The sequence below is a fragment of the Parazoarcus communis genome (assembly GCF_003111665.1).
Lineage (GTDB): Bacteria > Pseudomonadota > Gammaproteobacteria > Burkholderiales > Rhodocyclaceae > Parazoarcus > Parazoarcus communis_B.
Map to the genome: position 1 here is coordinate 3,278,679 of NZ_CP022188.1, position 18,452 is coordinate 3,297,130.

The window sequence follows — 18,452 nt, forward strand, 5'->3', positions numbered from 1 at the left end:
CTTCAGGCTCTGAGCTTCAGGCCGGTCATGTTGGCAGCGCAGCCTGTGTCGTGGAGAGGGCCTGGCCAGTGGTGGAGATCGACGTTCTCTGGAATCTGTTGAGTCTGTGCAAGCCGGAAATTACCGAAACGCGGGTCGGCGGTGACCTCTTTGTCGATCCAGTGGGGCAGCACGATCGGCGTGCCCTCGTGCGGTAGTTCGATCTCTGCTACGACGAGCCCGGCATGCTTGCCCTCGAAGACATCCACCTCGAAGGTCTGGGTATGGAAATGAATCAGGTAGCGTGTTTTGCGAATGATGCGATCGTTGCAGTGCGCCGAAAGCATCCGAACGGCATCAGCGATGGGAATGGGGTACTCAAACTCGTCACGGGTGATCCCGGAGCGTGGTCCCTTGATGGTCAGAAAGGCATGGTCTGCGCGAATCCTGACACGCGTGCTCATTGCTCCTTGCTCTTTGGCGACATAGCCCTGAACGATGTTTTCGCCCTGAGCATCCTGCAAGAACCTGATGTCGCGCACGAGGAACTTGCGTTCAATCTCGATTGCCATTTGGGGGCTGCCGCTTTTGCTTTTGAGTAAATGGATTCTAGCAGATGGCGGAGTGGCAAAATTGACCTTGATCAGAGAAGCGCTCCCCCGGTTTTTTTTGCGCCGGGGGCGTGCCTGTGCAAACCATGTACCCGTCAGTTGCGGCGTTCGACCAGTTCCCGGACCGGTGCGGGTAGCAGGGCGCGCAGGCGATTGCTGATTGCGCTTTCGTGGCGCTGCCAGACGATGCCCAGATAAACGACGGCGAGACCGATGAGGGTGAGGACGACCGGAAACAGCATGCTGTCCTTGAACACTTCGTTTGCCAGGTGTGCGAGGTAACCCGCCGCGCCCAGTCCGCCGAACACGGCAAAGACCCTGCGCGAGAGGGCTGCGCCGACGGCGATCATGATCAGGTTGATGCACAGGTAGATGAATTTGCTGAGCTCGCTGTCGGAATTCATCGACGACAGCCCGCCCCAGAACGCGATGACGCCAAACAGATAGAGCCAGAAGGCGTAGTCCCTGACGTGCCGGGTTCGTACGTCCACCCAGAACGCGAGCAGGACCATGAACAGGCCAAACCAGAGCGAAACCAGTTTGCGCAACGCCCATCCGTGGTCGGCGTCGGCCGCGAGGAAGGGGGCGAGGTCCATGCTCATGTACCAGAGCGTGACGGCAACCGGCATGACGAGGAAGGGCAGGCGATAGCGCCATAGCATGATCACTCCGCTCGCCAGGGTGGCGAACTCCATGAGCATCCAGCGCCAGTCGATGTGCGTATGGTATTCGCGGAAGACGCGGCCATCAGCCCAGAAGCCGAGGGCGGATTGCAGTCCATAGACCGCCAGGGGCGTAAGGGCGACAGCAAAGGTCGCCGTGATGCCGGCGGGGATCGGCAGGCGGTGGCGCTTGAGGAAGGATTCGGTGAGCCACAGGCCTGCGCCGGCATAGGCCAGTGCGATGAAGAACAGGCCCCATCCACCGAAGCGCTCCCAGCCGATGTTCATGAACAGGCTCATCGCACCGATCGCGATCAGTCCGCCAAGGTAGTAAAGGATGTGGGTGGCGCGAAAACTCGGGGTATTGCTGCCCTGGGCTAGCAGGAAGGTCCAGAGCTGGTCTGCCTGCTGCTCGGTAATCAGGCCCTTCGTGGTCGCATCCTTGAGGAGGCCCCGGTTCAATTCCATGCTGACTCCCGGAAGACAAAAACGTCATTGCGCACTAGTTTGTCATACATGGGCCTGATTCTTCGAGCCGTCGGGCCGCGCGCATTCCATTCATGGAGCGTGCCCGCATCGGTCACTTTCGGTGCTGCGCAAGGAACGCGCGTATGCCCGTTTGCCTGGGGGCGCTGCCGGAGCATGCGGACTGAGATTGACACGCAGTGTGAGGTGTCACGATAATCCACGCCTTCTGCGGGAGAGAGAGCTGCGAACATGCAGTCTCCGCCGAAGGCGCAAGCTCCCATAATCGCTCAGGCATACGGAACCGCAGAGATCATTCGCCGACTGGAGAGCAGTCGAGAGTCACCCCGGTGGCTTTCGTCTCACCGAAGGGGCTGGCCCTGAAAAGGGCTGAAACTCTCAGGTAAAAGGACAGGGGGAGAGGCGCAACGGACCACGCACGCGTGCGTGATTCGTCTTCCAACGGAGTCGCCCCCTGATGTACCAGAGCCTTGCAAACCTTTTCCAGCCCCTGGCTGCGCAAAAGGTAGACCTTCTGCTTTTCATCTATCTGATTGCCATCGCCGCCGAAGCCATGTCTGGCGCACTTGCTGCAGGCCGTCGCAACATGGACATATTCGGTGTTGCCGTGATTGCCTTCGTGACCGCGCTCGGCGGCGGCACCATCCGCGACGTGGTGCTGGGCAATTACCCGATTGGCTGGACGCAACACCCTGCGTACGTCTATCTGGTGATCTCGGCGGGGCTGCTCACGACCCTGATCGCGCCGTACATCCATCGCATGAAGCGCGCCTTCCTGATCTTCGATGCGATGGGCCTGATTGCCTTCTCGCTCATTGGTTGCAACGTCGCCCTCAACCTGGATTATCCGATCGTCGTCGTTGTGATGTCAGGGATGCTGACCGGGATCTGCGGCGGCATTCTGCGCGACGTGCTGTGCAACCAGGTGCCGGTCGTGTTCCGGCGCGAGCTCTATGCGAGCGTTTCGCTCACTGTGTGCGCCTTGTTCCTCGTGCTGCGCGCAGCCGGGCTCGATTCCGATCTCAATACCGCGATCTGTTTCGTTGGCGGATTCATGTTCCGCATGCTTGCGATCCAGTTCAGCTGGCGCCTGCCGACCTTCTCCTACCAGCAGCGCTGGGACTAGTGCGGGCGCGTTTCTGAATGCCTGCGGGGATATGGCCGCCTTGACCCCGCACCTTTCGCAAACTAGCCTCAGTAGTGTGTGTTCGATGAACTTTCAGCAAATTTGCTGAAGCTCGAGCAGGTTCCAGGCTCATCGTAAGCGTTTGGGCAACAGGGCATTGCTGCATCTTTCACACTGAATCTGGTATGGCCGGTCGAGCCTGCAGGCTGACTTTCTGGCTGTCAATTGCCGCTTGATAACCCAAACCTGCAAAGGAGGACATCATGGCAAACTGGCAGATCGAAGGGCAGTACATGGAGACATGCAACTGTACCTATCTGTGCCCCTGCGCAGCGTCGAACCTGACCGCGCAGCCCACTGAAGGCGACTGCAAGGCCGCCATTGCGATGCACATCACCAAGGGGGAGAAGGACGGGCTCAAGCTCGACGGGCTGTCCTTCGTCGTGATGCTGCATTCGCCCCACGCGATGGCGGAGGGCAACATGGTGGTGGGCCTGATTGTCGATGAGAGTGCGTCGGACGCGCAGGTGGAGGCAATCAGCGCCATCGCAACCGGCGCCGCCGGCGGGCCGATGGCAAACCTTGCGCCCCTGGTCGGCAGCATGGCGGGGGTCGAGCGACGGCCGGTTACTTTCGACGTCGATGGCATGAACTTTGCCGTCAAGGCTGGTGAGCTGGTCGACCAGGCTTGCGAAGGGGTCGCCAGCGGCGTGCGTCCGGACGAGCCGCTCTTCCTTGAGAACACCGTGCATCCGGTCAGCAGCCGGCTGGCGCTGGCCAAGGCGACACGCTCCATCTTCAACGTGTTCGGGATCAACTGGTCGGATACCAGCGGCACGCGCAACGCCCACTTTGCACCCTTCGCATGGACAGCTTGAGCGCTGCCCGTCACGGCGGCGGTATCGAGGCGGTTCTGCGCAAGGATCGCTGGCTCGCCATGCTCGGGCTTGGCGCGGTGGTGTTGCTGTCGTGGCTCTACCTGTGGCACAGCGCGGCGGGAATGGATCACGCAGGCATGGCAATGGCGAGCATGCCGCGCGCGACGGATGCCACTGCGCTGCTTCTCACCTTTGTGATGTGGACGGTGATGATGGCCGGCATGATGCTTCCCAGCGCAGCCCCCACCATCCTCATGTACGGCACCCTGGTTCGAAAGAACGGTGCAGTTGGCAAGATCCTGCCGGGCGTGTGGGTCTTTGCCGCCGGCTATCTGCTGATGTGGGCGCTGTTCAGCGTCGCGGCCACGCTGCTGCAGGCGGGGCTTGAATATGCGTCGCTGCTTACGCCTGAGATGGCAACGGCGAGCGCCGGGCTTGGCGCCGTGGCCTTAATTGCAGCCGGGGTCTATCAACTTACACCGTTCAAGGAGGCCTGCCTCGGCAAGTGCCGCAACCCGCTCCAGTTCTTCATGACGCGTTGGCGTGACGGGACGGGCGGTGCGTTCAGAATGGGGCTCGAACACGGCGCCTGGTGCGTCGGCTGTTGCTGGGCGCTGATGCTGCTGCTCTTCGTGGCCGGCGTCATGAATCTCGTCTGGGTCGCCCTGATCGCCGCCTTCGTCTTCGTCGAGAAGGTGTTCCCCGGCGCCCGCATGCTTACGCGCGCCTCGAGTGCCGCACTGATCCTGGCAGGATTGTTCCTGCTCACGAGGATCTAGTTCGCAAGCTTTCCACAGTGCAGTGATGTGTCGCTTAGGCGGTGTGCCTGTCGCGCTCAGAACAGTCGAGATGTCTCCAGGCGCCTGACAGGGTGGCGTTCATGTGCCGATGGAACCGCCATTTCAGTCCGGATAGGTCAGTGAGTGGGTCGATTTTCGTCGGCTTGTGATCGTGCTCTCAATCGCGACTGTCATGAAGCCCATATCAATATGCTGTTAGAAAGTCAATGTGTTATTTGCATAATATTGTTTGAACCAATGATACGTTTCTGGTAGGTTTCAAATCGCTATGACATAGCCAAATTGATTGAATTTGGCATTGCTTGGCAAGGTCACAGCACATGCAAGCGATGTGAATGGTTACTTACCGTGCCAGTCAGGGCGCCTGCGCTATCCCATGTTCAGGAGAAACGAGAAGATGAATAAGCAGTTGGTCGGCCTTTTTGCCGTGGCCGCGCTGATGACAGGGTGCGCCACACCGTATTCCGAAGCTCCGATATCGAGCAACTTTCCGACGACCAAGCAACTCCAGCTGAGAACTGCTGGGCATTGGACGACGATCGCGCAGGACGTCGCGAACCAGCTGACCGCCCGTCTTCCTGAGAAGGCAAAGGTCTATGTGAAGGTGCCCGCAAAGAGCACACCGTTCGAACAGGCGTTCTCTGGCCAACTGACGACTTCGCTGACCAATGCCGGTTATGCAGTGATGAAGTACCCGGACGGTGCTCTGCTGGTCGAGGTGGATACGCAGGCCGTGAAGTTCTCGGCAGAGCGGCCCCGTCACCAGTATGCCGGTACCGCGACAACGCTTGGTGCCGGTCTCTGGGCTATTCATGATGTCGTGATCAACACCTCGCCGGGCGCTGGTGCGATGCTCGGCCTGGCCGCCATCGATGCAATGACTTGGTTCAGGTCAGAGGTGTCCTCCGGCGCGGCGCCGCGGACCGAGATCATTGTCAGCGCGAGCGTTTCCAACGCGAATCAGTACCTTGCACGCACGACCAGCGTCTATTACATCGCTGAGGATGATCACGGCGCGCACAGTTCGCTGTACGGCGCTGGCAGCGATGGTGCAGCCCGGTTGAAGACCTTTGAAGTGAAGGGGGCTGAATGATGGTGCAACACACATTTCTCAAGGCTGCGTGTGTTGCGGTGTTGAGTCTGGCAATTGCGGGCTGTTCGACCGAAAGTTCGGTTGCGCGAAAGACTGCAACCTACGAAGAAGCCGCAAACAATCCGTTCGTGCCGGCCAACTACCGGGCGGCTGAAGCGCTTCTGGGGCAATTGCAGGGCAAGCTTTCGCCCGATCAGCCAATGATCATTGCGACGGTGGTCAGTATCGATGCGCTCGAGCGTTCTTCGACGCTTGGCCGTCTCGTCTCGGAGCACGTATCGGCGCGCTTCTCGCAGGCTGGGCACAAAATGGTGGAGATGAAGTTCCGCAACAATGTTTACATGTTGCGGGACCAGGGCGAGATGATGCTGACGCGTGAAATCCGCGATATCGCAAAGTCACATGACGCCCAGGCCGTGATCGTCGGTACGTATGGCGAGAGCAGCGACTTCATTTTCGTCAACCTGAAAGTGATTGAGCCCAGCACGAACGTTGCGCTCGCTGTGCACGACTATGCTCTTCCGATTGATGCCAACACGAAGGCGATGCTGCGCACTGCGCGCTAGTCTGGCCGCTGTAAACGCAAGTCCGCAGCAAGTCCGGGCGCACTGACAGCGCTCAGGTTTGCTGCGGATTTCTTGTTTCAGGAGCGCCTCAACGAGCGCGGTCTGCCGCAAGTTACTGCTGGATGGACTGGATGTAGTAGACCAGTTCCAGGATTCTGCCGCGGATCACTTTCTCGTATTCGCCGGCATAGGCGCGGGGGCTGCTGGGTTGGTCCATCAGGTAGCGATTGCCCCACACGGGCATCGCTCTATCGCCATGCACTTCGATGGCCGCTCTGCCGTCGATGACCTGGAAGATTCTCAGGAAAGGAAATTCGCCGGCCTTAAGCGTTGGATACTGAGCGGTGCTGTTCCTCGCGATGGCCGTCAAGTCCGAAGGCTTTGGCGTTAGCAGGGTGATGCAAAAGTCAGTGAACGATCCATCAAGCTGCTTGTCATAGAACCATCTCCAAACTCCTTGTACTGCAACGATGCGCGGCCAACTCGACCCCCAGTCCTCGATGTTCCATTATTTCTCGCCGGAATCGCGTGTGCCTGCCGATCATCCGCTGCGACGGGTGAAGCGTTTGGCGGATCGAGCCCTTGGTTTGATTTGCGCGGAATTGGATGCGCTTTACTCGTCGGTCGGCCGTCCGTCGATTCCGCCAGAGCGTCTGCTCAAGGCGCAATTGCTGATCGCGCTGTATTCGGTTCGCTCCGACCGGCAGTTCTGCGAACAACTCGACTACAACATCCTGTTCCGCTGGTTCCTCGACATGGATCTCGAGAGTCCGACGCTGGACCAATCGAATTTCAGCCGTCTGCGTGAGCGCCTGGTCGCCACTGACGTAGCCCGACGCTTCTTCGACGAGGTCGTCAATCTGGCCCGGAAGCAGAATCTGCTGTCCTCGGACCATTTCACGGTAGACGGCACGCTGATCGACGCCTGGGCCTCGTTCAAGAGCTTCAAACGCAAGGACGGGACCCCGCCCAATGACGGTGATGATGGCACGGGGATGGTCGACTTCAAGGGCGAGAAGCGCTCGAACGCCACGCATCAAAGCACAACGGACCCCGAGTCCCGCCTCATGAGAAAGGGCAACGGCCAGCCGGCCAAACTCAGCTACGGCGGACATGTGCTCATGGAAAATCGCAACGGGTTGTGCGTCGATATCCTCATCACCGAATCGATTCAGGCCGAGCACCGTGCGGCCCGGCAGTTGCTCACGCGAGCGCGACGCAGGCACATTCACCCCGAGACACTGGGTGCGGACAAGGGCTATCACGTGAAGGCGTTCGTCGAGCATCTGCGCGAGCATCAGATCCGTCCGCACATTGCACGCATCAAGGGTCGGAAGACACCTGGACTGGATGGGCGAACCACCCGGACCGAGGGCTACCGGGTCAGCCAGCGAAAGCGAAAGCGCGTTGAGGAAATATTCGGCTGGTTGAAAACGGTCGGCGGGTTGAGAAAAACCCGCTTCATCGGCCAGGCGAAGACCCAGATGGCGGCCTTTATTTCCGGCGCTGCATACAACCTGCTCCGAATCGCGAAATTGAGCGTTACGGAGGTAAAGGCATGAGTGCAGGCGCACAAAATAGCCTTCGCGGCCGCCGTTGCGGCCACGAAGGCTATTCGAAAGTGGCGAGAAAGCTATTTCGGAAAACGATGTCACGATGAAATTCGACCTGAACCTCAATGCTGACGCGGAATCGCCGGTTTTTGCATCATCCTGTTAGAAACTTCGCCAGAGGGCCATCGCCCCGTCCGCCCACGCCGTGGCACGAAAGACAGGACATGCGGTATTCGTCAGCTCCAATGGTTTCTTCTTCGGCCATGACGTTGCCGACCCCGAGCGTCAACACAGCAATGAGCCCGACGCCGTATGACTTCGCAATTTTCTTTGCGCTAATGAATTGAGTCACCGTTTACCCTCCTCGTTGTCCAGCATCTCGAAGAGATCCTGGTTGCGCGGGGGAGGCATCGGTGATTGTGTGTTGAAAGAATAATCCGATGAATGCGTTCATCCTCCCCGCGATGTCGAGCGCCGCGGAATGCAGCGTCCGACACTTCGACGATAGGGAATGTGGCCGATGAATTCCATACCGCTGCTGCGGTATTTTTGGGGCAGATCGGCTAGCGGCTGGGTGAGGCTTTTCTGGTGTCAGGCGGAAAAGGCCGGGCTTAATGCCTGTGACCGTGGCCGTGCTTGTGGTCGGGCTTTGCTGCAGGCGGTTCGGGTTCTGCCTTGGGGTAGCGGATGACGGTGACGGTTTCGTCGGGTTCGAACCAGAACTCGTTGTTGGGTGGGTCGAAGCGGCCGATGGTCAGCACGATCAGTCCATCGACCTGATTGACGCGGGTGATGGTCTCCCACGCAAACGTGGGGTGGGGGTTGGTACCCGGACCATCGTAGATGTGGTCCTCGGGCTGGACTTCGGATGCAGGGATCGAAATTCTGTTCGTCATGGCTCCTCGCTTTCCGGTGCCATGGTGGGTGGGCCCCGGGTCTCAGTGGTTCATCATGCGCTTTCCGGTGCGCTTGCGCCGGACTATTGGTGCCCCGCTGCGACGCCTGCTAAGCCGGGCGCCGTGGGTGTCGTGGCAGAGGCGCAGGCTGAGTCCGGAGGCAGACCGGCGGGCTGAACGCCGTGCGCGAGCAGGCACAGGCATTCGACCATCAGGATTGCGCCGGATGAGCCGTGTTCTGGCCGGCATCCGGCGGCAGAAGGGGGGCGCTCGGGGCGATGGAATGGACGCCTGGCGGTACCCGGGCCTGGCGGGCTGCAGTGCCGTCTGGCTTTGCATCATGTGTGCGATGCAGCATCAACCTTGATTGCATGGAGTTCGGTAGCTAAAATTTCACCCCCTTGCTGATGCATGCGCGTTCCCGTGAGCGCAACGCGTTTTCGCAATCAGCAGCAGAACATGCACACAGGCCAGTCCACCGGACTGGCCTGTGTGCTTTACAGGTTTCGCCCAAGGAGGCGCTTTGCCCGAACTGAAGAGGCCGGAACTGCTCGCGTTGTCCATTCCTGGCAATTGCCAATGGACCTGTCGCAATAATGGCGCAGCCGGAAGGCGCCATGTGCCCTGTTGCTGCACGCGCCATGCGGTGTGGCGCGGACGGGATGAATACATGGCAATCAGACGTTTCGCACCGGGTGGTCCGGTTTGAGTACGACGCCGGCTTCGCCACCGCCGAGTGCCCGGACCTGGCCCTCGTCGATGCGGGCTCTCGGTCACCGTAACTACCGGTACTACTTCTTCGGTCAGGCGGTGTCGGTGCTGGGCTCGTGGGTTCAGCAGGTGGCGCTGTCGTGGCTGATCTACCGCCTGACGGGGTCCGTTGCCCTGCTCGGGGTGACGACCTTCGCGGCGCTGCTGCCCATGTTGCTGGTGGGGCCGCTGGCCGGCGCGTGGATCGACCGGCGCGACAAACGACGTCTGCTCATCCTGGTGCAAGGGCTGCTGGGCCTGCAGGCAGCTGTGCTTTCGGTGCTGACGGCGATGGATGCGATCGGACCGAACCTGATCGTGGCCATGTCGGCAACGCTGGGGCTGCTGAACGCGTTCGATGCGCCTCTGCGTCAATCGCAGATCGGGGTGTTCGTCGGCAACCGTGCGGACTTGCCCAATGCGCTGGCGCTCAATGCAATGCTGTTCAACTCCGGTCGCTTTCTTGGACCTCCGCTCGCCGGACTGGTGCTCGGTTTGACCTCGGAAGCGGTCTGCTTTGCGATCAACGCGGTGTCGTTTTCGGCGCTCGCCTTTGGGGTAAGCCGCATTCGGGTGCCGGAGGTGCCGCGCGCGGTTGGCTCGATGGGTCAGGTGTTTCGCGAAGGGTTGAGCTACGTGTGGACCGAGTACCCGGTGCGCATGCTGATCTTCGTGCTGGCAACGGTGAATGTCACTGCGTCAAGCTATGCCGTGCTGCTGCCCGTGTTTGCCAAGGATGTGTTCGGCGGCGACGCACGCATGCTCGGATGGTTGTGGGGCGCCGCCGGGGCTGGGGCGTTTCTGGGGACGGTGTTTCTGGCCACACGCAAGCACATGCTCGGCTTGATCAAGGTGGTGCTCGGCGGGGCCTGTATCAGCGCGCTCGGTTTGCTCGCTTTCTCGCACAACCAGGCCTTGCTGCTTGCACTGCCTTCGATGGCTGCGGTGGGTTTCGGTATTTCGGTGTGCAACGTGGGTGTGAACATGTTGCTGCAGAGCATGGCGCCCGATCACCTGCGCGGGCGGGTGGTGTCCTTCTTCAGTTCGACGCGTTTCGGCCTGGATGCGATAGGCGGCTTGCTGGCCGGTCTGCTTGCGGCGCGCACTGGCGTGCAGATGGCGATGCTGATTGAAGGTGTGGTGCTCGTGCTGTTTTTCATCTGGACGCTGCGGATCTTCGGGCGCTTGCGCACCGAAGTGAGCCTGCGTGCGGGCGATGGTCATTGATGTGCAAGGCAGGCGTAGCAGGATGTGCTGCGTTTTTCCATCAACCGGTTCAGTTTGCGGAGTCGTTGCATGAAGTACGGTGAGTTTGATTCGGATGCCCTGATGTTTATCACTCAGCGCCCCGAGATTCTGTTCGAGCGTGGCGAGGGGTCGTGGCTGTTCGATTCGACCGGCAAGGCCTACCTGGACTTCATTCAGGGCTGGGCGGTGAACTGCCTCGGGCATTCGCCGGTCGAGATTCGCGACGCGCTGGTCGCCCAGGCAGCAAAGCTGATCAACCCCAGTCCGGCCTTTTTCAACGGGCCGATGATTGAGCTGGCCGGTTTGCTCACGGCGCATTCGTCGTTCGACCGCGTGTTCTTTGCCAACTCGGGCGCAGAGGCCAACGAAGGCGCGATCAAGCTGGCGCGCAAGTGGGGGCGCCTCAAGCGCAAGGGCGCATGGCAGATCATCACCTTCGATCACTCATTCCACGGCCGCACGCTCGCCACCATGTCGGCGTCGGGCAAGCCGGGCTGGGACACGCTCTACGCACCGCAGGTGCCGGGTTTCCCCAAGGCCGAACTCAACGACCTCGCTTCAGTCGAGGCGCTGATCTGCCCCGAAACCGTTGCGGTGATGCTGGAGCCGGTGCAGGGCGAGGGTGGGGTGATTCCGGCTGATCCGGCGTTCCTCAAAGGCCTGCGCGAGCTGACGCAAAAACACGACATTCTGCTGATCGTCGACGAAGTCCAGTCCGGCATGGGGCGCACGGGGCGCCTGTTTGCTCACCAGCATGCCGGCATCGAGCCCGACATCATGACCCTGGGCAAGGGCATCGGCGGCGGGGTACCGCTGGCGGCGCTGATGGCGACTGAATTGGTGAGCTGCTTCGAGCCCGGTGATCAGGGCGGTACCTACAACGGCAACCCGCTGATCAGCGCGGTTGGTGTGGCCGTAATGCGCCGGCTGACGTCAGCCGGCTTCATGGAGGCGGTGGTCGCGCGCGGAGACTACCTGTCGCGGCGCCTCAACGAACTGTCGCAGGCGCACGGATTGCGTGGCGAGCGCGGGGTGGGGCTGCTGCGCGCGCTGGTGCTGGATCGTGATCGCGGTCCGGATCTGGTGAAGGCGGCGCTCAATGCGGCGCCGACCGGGCTGCTGCTCAACGCGCCGCGTCCGAACCTGCTGCGTTTCATGCCTTCGCTGACTGTGTCCGAGGCTGAAATCGATCAGATGATCGAGATGCTCGATGGTTTGCTGAAAGCCTGATTCATATCGGTCAGCCGAAAAAACGCCGGGTCCTGCCCGGCGTTTTCGTGTGAGCACATCCGCGCGGTCAGCGCAGCAGTGCGGCGGCGTGGTGACGCAGGTGGTCTTCGATGAAGCTGGCAATGAAGTAGTAGCTGTGATCGTAGCCGGGCTGCAGTCGAAGGGTGAGCGGGTGGCCTGCAGCGGAGCAGGCTTCGCGCAGGGCTTCGGGTTTGAGTTGCTCGGCGAGGAATCCGTCGGCTTCGCCCTGGTCGACGAGGATCGGCAGGCGCTCGCCAGCCGTCGCAATCAGCTCCACCGCATCCCATGCCTTCCATTGCGCCCGGTCGGTACCGAGGTAGCCGGAGAAAGCCTTCTGGCCCCAGGGGCAGTCCACCGGGTGGGTGATCGGCGCAAAGGCGGACACCGAACGATAACGCCCGGGGTTCTTGAGCGCGCAGATCAGGGCGCCATGCCCCCCCATTGAATGCCCCGATACGCCCCGCGCCGCGGTGACAGGCAGGTTTGCCTCCACCAGCGCCGGCAGTTCGCTCACCACGTAGTCGTACATGCGGTAGTGGCGGTCGTATGGCGCGGCAGTTGCGTTCACGTAGAAACCCGCGCCGTGGCCGAAGTCCCACGAGCCATCCGGATCGCCGGGCACATCGGCGCCGCGCGGACTGGTGTCCGGCGCGACGATGGCGATGCCGAGCTCGGCCGCAATCCGATGTGCGCCGGCCTTCTGCATGAAGTTCTCATCGCTGCAGGTCAGGCCCGACAGCCAGTACAGCACCGGTACCGGGCCGTGCTCGGCCTGCGGTGGCAGGTACACCGCAAACACCATGTCGCAGCCGAGCGTGGCCGAGGCGTGACGGAAGCGCTTGTGCCAACCGCCGAAGCTGCGGTTGGCGCCAATCTGCTCAAGGGCTTGGCTCATCTTCAGAACCGGATCACGCTGCGGATGCTCTTGCCTTCGTGCATCAGGTCGAAAGCCTTGTTGATGTCCTCCAGCCCCATGGTGTGGGTGATGAAGGTGTCGAGCGGAATCTCGCCCGCCTGCGCCTTGGCGACATAACCGGGCAGTTCGGTGCGACCGCGCACGCCGCCAAAGGCCGAGCCGCGCCACACGCGGCCGGTGACGAGCTGGAAGGGGCGGGTGGAGATTTCTTCGCCGGCACCGGCTACACCGATGATGATCGACTCGCCCCAGCCCTTGTGGCAGCACTCGAGCGCCGAGCGCATGACCTTGGTGTTGCCGATGCACTCGAAGGAGTAATCGACACCACCGTCGGTGAGGTCGACGATCACTTCCTGGATCGGGCGGTCGTAGTCGAGCGGGTTGATGCAGTCGGTGGCGCCGAGCTGCTTGGCGATCTCGAACTTGGAGGGGTTGATGTCCACCGCGACGATGCGCGAGGCTTTGGCCATGGCGGCGCCGATGATGGCCGACAGGCCGATGCCGCCGAGGCCGAATACCGCGACCGTGGCGCCGGCTTCAACCTTGGCGGTGTTGAGCACCGCGCCGATGCCGGTGGTGACGCCGCAGCCGAGCAGGCAGACCTTCTCCAGCGGCGCGTCCTTCTGGATCTTGGCGACCGAGATTTCGGGCAGCACCGTGTACTCGGAGAAGGTCGAGGTGCCCATGTAGTGGAAGATGGGCTTGCCGTTCTTGCTGAAGCGGCTGGTGCCGTCCGGCATCAGACCCTTGCCCTGGGTGGTGCGGATGGCTTGGCACAGGTTGGTCTTGCCCGACAGGCAGAACTTGCACTTGCCGCATTCAGGCGTGTACAGCGGAATCACGTGATCGCCGACGGCCACCGAGGTGACGCCTTCGCCGATTGCCTCCACGATGCCGCCGCCTTCATGGCCGAGGATGGTCGGGAAGATGCCTTCGGGATCGGCACCCGACAGGGTGAAGGCGTCGGTGTGGCACACGCCGGTGGCCACGATCCGCACCAGCACCTCGCCAGCCTTCGGCGGGGCGACGTCGACTTCGGTGATCTCGAGCGGCTGCTTGGCAGCCCAGGCTACGGCGGCGCGGGACTTGATCATGGTAGGTGCTCCACTAATGGCTTAACCCGCTATTGTAGGAAACGGGGAGTCGGGGATAATCCCTAATTTGGCAATTCATTGTTGTTCATGGGCAACAATGTCCGGAGTCGTGCAGTGAGTCGATGGGAAGGGGTGGATGCGTTCGTGGCCGTGGCCGAAGCAGGGCACTTTGCTGCAGCGGCAGAACGGCTGGGGGTGTCGACCTCGCACGTGAGCCGTGTCGTGGCGCGGCTGGAGGAGCGGCTGCAGACGCGGCTTTTTTACCGCAGCACGCGACGGGTGAGTCTGACCGAAACCGGGCATACCTTTTTGCAGCACTGCCGCCGTCTGCAGGACGGTTTCGACGAGGCCCTGCATGCGGTTCAGGATCTCGGTGGCACGCCCAAGGGGTTGCTGCGCATGACCTGCGCGCTGACCTATGGCGAGCGCTTCATCGTGCCGCTGGTCAATGACTTCATCGAGCGCTATCCGCAGGTCAAGGTCGATATCGAACTGACCAACCGCACGCTGGACATCGTGCAGGAGGGCTTCGATCTCGCGGTTCGCCTCGGACGTCTGGCCGACTCGCGGCTGGTGGCGACCCGTCTCGCGCCGCGCCGGATGTACCTGTGCGCCGCGCCCTCCTATCTTGAGCGACGGGGCGCGCCGCAGCGGCTGGAAGAGATCGCCGATCACGATTGCCTGCTGGGCACGTCCGACACCTGGGTGTTTCAGTCCGGTGGCGAGGCGCTGACGATGAAGGTCAGCGGTAGCTGGCGCTGTAACAGCGGTCAGGCCGTACTCGATGCGGCCTTGCGCGGTTTCGGCCTGTGCCAGTTGCCCGATTACTATGTGTTGTCTCATTTGCAGGACGGGCGGCTTCGCGCTTTGCTGCCCGCGCACCAGCCGCCGCACACGGGCGTCTGGGCGGTGTTCCCGCAGCAGCGGCATCTGTCGCCCAAGGTGCGCCTGCTGGTGGACTACTTGCGTGATGCGCTTGCACGGCGGCCCGAATACAGCGTCCGGGAGCAGGGCTGAGCATTCATCGAGTGCGTTTTGCCAGGTTGACGTTTACGTTAACTGGAACTATGTTTCGGGGCTGGATATTCCGGTTCAAGCTGATTAGAGAGGGAGCAGACAATGAAGATCGAGAATGGCGTGTTCGTGGTTACTGGCGGTGGCTCGGGTCTGGGTGCGGCAACGGCCCGCATGCTGGTCGAGGCGGGTGCCAAGGTGGTGCTGGCCGACGTCAATCGCGAAGCGGGCGATGCGGTGGCAGCGGAACTCGGCGCGGCTGCAACTTTCGTGACCACCGACGTGACCGACGAGGCGAGCGCAAAGGCTGCGATCGATCTGGCGGTGTCGGCGTACGGCGGCCTGAACGGCCTGATCAACTGCGCCGGTGTTGCTCCGGCCGAAAAGGTGGTGGGCCGCGAGGGGCCGCATCGTCTGGAGTCGTTTTCGCGTACGGTCGCCATCAACCTGATCGGTTCGTTCAACATGATCCGTCTGGCTGCCGATGTCATGAGCAAGGCCGAGCCCGATGCCGGCGGCGAGCGTGGCGTGATCGTCAGCACCGCCTCGGTGGCTGCATTCGACGGCCAGATGGGGCAGGCCGGCTATGCCGCGTCGAAGGCCGGCGTTGTGGGCATGACCCTGCCGGTGGCCCGCGAGTTGTCGCGTTTCGGCATCCGGGTGATGACCGTCGCACCGGGCATCATGGAAACGCCGATGCTGATGGGGATGCCGCAGGAGGTGCAGGACTCGCTGGGCAAGATGGTTCCTTTCCCCTCGCGTCTGGGCAAGCCGGCCGAGTTCGCCAGCCTCGTGCGCCACATCATCGAGAATGCCTATCTCAACGGCGAGGTGATTCGCCTGGATGGCGCGATCCGCATGGCGGCCAAGTAAGTCGAGTCTTGCGGTACGGCTGGCGCGACCCCGGGGTGGCGCCAGCCTCATTTCACCTTCCTCTGCGCCAGCGCATTGGTGGTGGTGGGTAAATGTGCTAAAAGAGCGCTTCTCTTTAGCGCACCCCGGGCTTGCCGGGGCCGTCACCGGCGTTTCCGCTGTTCATGAATTCTGATCAAGCATCTCCCGTCGCGGTGGAAGAAGATCGCGACTGTTACCACTGCGGCCTGCCGATCCCGCCAGAGACCAGCCACTACGTGCGTATCAATGGCAAGAACCGGCGCATGTGCTGCATCGGTTGCGAGGCGGTCGCCGAGTCGATCGTCGATAACGGCCTGGTGGACTACTACCGCCATCGCGATGCGATGCCCGAGACCCGGCGCGAGGCGATGCCCTCGGAGTTGCAGGAGCTCGGCCTGTTCGATCATCCCGAGTTCCAGAAAAGCTTCGTGCGCCCCATCGGTGAGCATGAGCGCGAGGCTTCGCTGATTCTCGAAGGCATTACCTGCGCGGCCTGCGTCTGGCTCAATGAGCAGCACGTAGCGCATCAGAAAGGCGTGTCGGCGGTCGAGATCAATTACGCCACACGTCGCGCGCGAGTGCGCTGGGACGAGCGCGAGATCCATCTTTCCGACATCCTTGGCGCGATCCAGGCGATCGGCTACCGGGCCTATCCCTACGACGCAACGCGCTCCGAGCAGATCGCCAACAAGGAGCGGCGCTCCATGCTGTGGCGGGTGTTCGTGGCCGGTTTCGGCATGATGCAGGTGATGATGTATGCCCTCCCTGCCTACATCGCCACCGAAGGCGACATGACGGCGGATATCGATCTGCTGATGCGCTGGGCAAGCCTGCTGCTGACACTCCCGGTCGTGCTCTATTCCGCTGCGCCGTTCTTCCAGCGTGCGCTCAGGGACATCAAGCTGCGCCGCCTTGGGATGGATGTACCGGTGGCGCTGGGGGTTGGCAGCGCCTTTCTCGCCAGCGTCTGGGCCACGCTCTCCAACGGGCCGGAGGTGTATTTCGATTCGGTGACGATGTTCGTGTTCTTCCTGCTCGGTGGCCGTTACCTGGAGATGCTTGCGCGGCAGAAGGCGGTGCGCGGGGTGGAAGAACTGGGCAAGGTGCTGCCGGTGTTTGCCGAGCGCTTGCCGGACTGGCCGGCGCCGGCCGGCGAGCGGGTGCCGGTGTCGCAACTGGTGCCGGGCGATCGCGTCAGGGTGCGCCCGGGCGAAGTGATTCCGGCCGATGGTGTCGTGATCGACGGGCAGGGCGAAGCAAATGAAGCCTTGCTGACGGGAGAGAGCCGGCCCGTATCCAAGCGTTTGGGTGATCTCGTCACCGGGGGCAGCATCAACATTTCCAGTCCGCTGGTGGTGAAGGTGGAGCACGTGGGTGACGAAACCCGCCTCGCCGCCATCTGTCGTCTGATGGAGCGGGCCGCGATCGAGAAGCCTGCCATCGCCGCCCAGTCTGACCGGGTTGCGGTGTATTTCATCGTCACCCTGCTCGTGCTCGCGGGAGCGACCGGCGTGGCGTGGTATTTCATCGATCCGCAGCGCGCGCTGTGGGTGTTTGTCTCCGTGCTGGTGGTGGCCTGTCCGTGTGCGCTATCGCTTGCGACCCCGACCGCACTGACGGTGGCGACCGACTCTCTGGCGCGAATGGGGGTGCTGGTGACCCGAGGGCACGCGATCGAGACGCTTGCCCGCGCCAATCATTACCTGTTCGACAAGACCGGTACGCTCACCCAGGGCAAGATGAGTCTGGAGGAGGTCGTTCCGCTGTCTTCCATGTCGGCGCTCGAACTCTGTGCGCTCGCCGCGGCGCTGGAACAGGGGTCTGAGCACCCGATTGCGGCCGGCGTGCGCGATGGCGCAGCTGAGGCCGTTTTGCCGTCGGTCAGCGACGTTGTGGCGATCACGGGGCAGGGGCTTTCCGGCAGGTACGTTCAGGGCGACGTGTGGATCGGGCGCCCTGATTACGTTGCTGGCTGTCTGGGCTTGCCGGTACCTGCTGCGCTCGATGCGCTCGAGCAGAAGGGCGGTACCGTCATAGCACTGGGGGGGAGCACCGGCTGGCTGGGCCTTTTCCGCCTCGCCGATGTTCCGCGTGCCGAGGCGGCAACACTAACCCGCAAGCTCAACGAGGCGCACGTTCCGATGACCGTGCTGTCGGGCGATGCACCCCAGGTGGTGCGCGCGGTGGCGCATGATCTCGGGATTGGCGAGGCGCACGGTAGCATGACGCCGCATGACAAGCAGGCCTTCATCGCCGAGTTGCAGTCGCGCCCGGGTGTGGTCGTGGCGATGGTGGGCGACGGCGTCAATGATGCGCCGGTGCTGGCGCAGGCGCACGTCTCAGTGGCGATGGGCGGGGGGACCGACCTGGCCCGGAATCAGGCGGATATCGTGCTGCTGAGCGAAAACCTTGCCGATCTGGGTGAGGGTGCGGATCTTGCACGCCGTACGCTGAAAATCATCCGACAGAACCTGTGGTGGTCGTTCGCGTATAACTTCACGTCCGTCCCGCTGGCCATGGCCGGTCTGGTGACGCCGTGGATGGCGGGCATCGGCATGGCGGGCAGTTCGCTGCTCGTGGTACTCAATGCATTGCGACTGCAGCGGCGGTCGCACAAGAGCAAAGGCAGGTAAGC

The 18,452-nt window shown here is 62.1% G+C and carries 18 protein-coding genes and 1 riboswitch; of the genes, 11 read left to right on the forward strand and 7 right to left on the reverse strand.

Annotated elements, in window-relative coordinates; genetic code table 11:
• Positions 1 to 2 precede the first annotated feature (2 nt).
• A complete protein-coding gene (locus CEW87_RS14980) occupies positions 3 to 551 on the reverse strand; it encodes a CYTH domain-containing protein (RefSeq protein ID WP_108974236.1) in 549 nt (182 codons plus the stop codon).
• A gap of 134 nt (positions 552 to 685) precedes the next feature.
• Entirely contained in the window at positions 686 to 1,720 is a 1,035-nt protein-coding gene (locus CEW87_RS14985) for a DUF2157 domain-containing protein (protein ID WP_108974238.1), read from the reverse strand.
• A gap of 219 nt (positions 1,721 to 1,939) precedes the next feature.
• Positions 1,940 to 2,034: riboswitch (glycine riboswitch) on the forward strand.
• A 161-nt stretch (positions 2,035 to 2,195) separates the two neighbouring features.
• On the opposite strand from CEW87_RS14985, the gene CEW87_RS14990 reads away from it, so the two are divergent.
• The 5 genes from CEW87_RS14990 to CEW87_RS15010 all read left to right on the forward strand — a co-directional run bounded on the left by CEW87_RS14990 (position 2,196) and on the right by CEW87_RS15010 (position 6,201).
• Positions 2,196 to 2,864: a trimeric intracellular cation channel family protein gene (locus tag CEW87_RS14990; protein ID WP_108974240.1), complete on the forward strand. Its 669-nt coding sequence runs from the start codon at positions 2,196 to 2,198 to the stop codon at positions 2,862 to 2,864.
• 263 nt (positions 2,865 to 3,127) lie between these two features.
• Positions 3,128 to 3,742 (forward strand): DUF1326 domain-containing protein, encoded by a 615-nt coding sequence (locus CEW87_RS14995; protein WP_108974241.1) that lies wholly within the window; start codon positions 3,128 to 3,130, stop codon positions 3,740 to 3,742.
• Positions 3,730 to 4,521: a DUF2182 domain-containing protein gene (locus CEW87_RS15000; RefSeq protein ID WP_108974243.1), complete on the forward strand. Its 792-nt coding sequence runs from the start codon at positions 3,730 to 3,732 to the stop codon at positions 4,519 to 4,521. The genes CEW87_RS14995 and CEW87_RS15000 overlap by 13 nt, the downstream gene beginning before the upstream one ends.
• A 397-nt stretch (positions 4,522 to 4,918) precedes the next feature.
• On the forward strand, positions 4,919 to 5,635 hold the full coding sequence (locus CEW87_RS15005) for a hypothetical protein (protein WP_159098175.1): 717 nt from the start codon (positions 4,919 to 4,921) through the stop codon (positions 5,633 to 5,635).
• 128 nt (positions 5,636 to 5,763) lie between these two features.
• Entirely contained in the window at positions 5,764 to 6,201 is a 438-nt protein-coding gene (locus CEW87_RS15010) for a FlgO family outer membrane protein (RefSeq protein WP_234421546.1), read from the forward strand.
• A gap of 112 nt (positions 6,202 to 6,313) precedes the next feature.
• On the opposite strand, the gene CEW87_RS15015 is transcribed toward CEW87_RS15010, so the two are convergent.
• Positions 6,314 to 6,571 carry a hypothetical protein gene (locus tag CEW87_RS15015; RefSeq protein WP_108974247.1) on the reverse strand — a complete coding sequence of 86 codons (258 nt, stop codon included), beginning with the start codon at positions 6,569 to 6,571 and terminating at the stop codon, positions 6,314 to 6,316.
• 100 nt (positions 6,572 to 6,671) lie between these two features.
• Between CEW87_RS15015 and CEW87_RS15020 the strand changes: the two genes are divergently transcribed.
• Positions 6,672 to 7,763: an IS5 family transposase gene (locus tag CEW87_RS15020; RefSeq protein WP_108971474.1), complete on the forward strand. Its 1,092-nt coding sequence runs from the start codon at positions 6,672 to 6,674 to the stop codon at positions 7,761 to 7,763.
• Between the two features lie 145 nt (positions 7,764 to 7,908).
• Here CEW87_RS15020 and CEW87_RS22570 read toward each other — a convergent pair whose 3' ends face one another.
• Positions 7,909 to 8,106: a c-type cytochrome gene (locus CEW87_RS22570; protein WP_108974249.1), complete on the reverse strand. Its 198-nt coding sequence runs from the start codon at positions 8,104 to 8,106 to the stop codon at positions 7,909 to 7,911.
• A 259-nt stretch (positions 8,107 to 8,365) separates the two neighbouring features.
• Positions 8,366 to 8,650, reverse strand: a complete 285-nt coding sequence (locus tag CEW87_RS15030) for a hypothetical protein (RefSeq protein WP_108974251.1) — start codon at positions 8,648 to 8,650, stop codon at positions 8,366 to 8,368.
• Between the two features lie 705 nt (positions 8,651 to 9,355).
• Here CEW87_RS15030 and CEW87_RS15035 point away from each other — a divergent pair.
• Together CEW87_RS15035 and CEW87_RS15040 are read left to right on the forward strand one after the other, a co-directional pair.
• Complete coding sequence (locus CEW87_RS15035) at positions 9,356 to 10,627, forward strand: MFS transporter (RefSeq protein WP_234421547.1); 1,272 nt, start codon at positions 9,356 to 9,358, stop codon at positions 10,625 to 10,627.
• A 69-nt stretch (positions 10,628 to 10,696) separates the two neighbouring features.
• The gene (locus tag CEW87_RS15040; protein ID WP_108974255.1) at positions 10,697 to 11,878 is read left to right on the forward strand and encodes an acetylornithine transaminase; all 1,182 of its coding nucleotides are present in this window, start codon (positions 10,697 to 10,699) and stop codon (positions 11,876 to 11,878) included.
• A gap of 67 nt (positions 11,879 to 11,945) precedes the next feature.
• On the opposite strand, the gene fghA is transcribed toward CEW87_RS15040, so the two are convergent.
• A complete protein-coding gene (gene fghA, locus CEW87_RS15045; protein WP_108974257.1) occupies positions 11,946 to 12,794 on the reverse strand; it encodes an S-formylglutathione hydrolase in 849 nt (282 codons plus the stop codon).
• Positions 12,795 to 12,796: 2 nt separating this feature from the next.
• Positions 12,797 to 13,909, reverse strand: coding sequence for an S-(hydroxymethyl)glutathione dehydrogenase/class III alcohol dehydrogenase (locus CEW87_RS15050; RefSeq protein WP_108974258.1), 1,113 nt, complete (start codon positions 13,907 to 13,909; stop codon positions 12,797 to 12,799).
• Between the two features lie 114 nt (positions 13,910 to 14,023).
• On the opposite strand from CEW87_RS15050, the gene CEW87_RS15055 reads away from it, so the two are divergent.
• From CEW87_RS15055 to CEW87_RS15065, 3 genes are all read left to right on the forward strand, one after another.
• Positions 14,024 to 14,926, forward strand: a complete 903-nt coding sequence (locus tag CEW87_RS15055) for a LysR substrate-binding domain-containing protein (protein ID WP_159098176.1) — start codon at positions 14,024 to 14,026, stop codon at positions 14,924 to 14,926.
• A 102-nt stretch (positions 14,927 to 15,028) separates the two neighbouring features.
• A complete protein-coding gene (locus CEW87_RS15060; protein WP_108974262.1) occupies positions 15,029 to 15,796 on the forward strand; it encodes a 3-hydroxyacyl-CoA dehydrogenase in 768 nt (255 codons plus the stop codon).
• 164 nt (positions 15,797 to 15,960) lie between these two features.
• On the forward strand, positions 15,961 to 18,450 hold the full coding sequence (locus CEW87_RS15065; protein ID WP_108974264.1) for a heavy metal translocating P-type ATPase: 2,490 nt from the start codon (positions 15,961 to 15,963) through the stop codon (positions 18,448 to 18,450).
• The last annotated feature ends 2 nt before the right edge of the window (positions 18,451 to 18,452 follow it).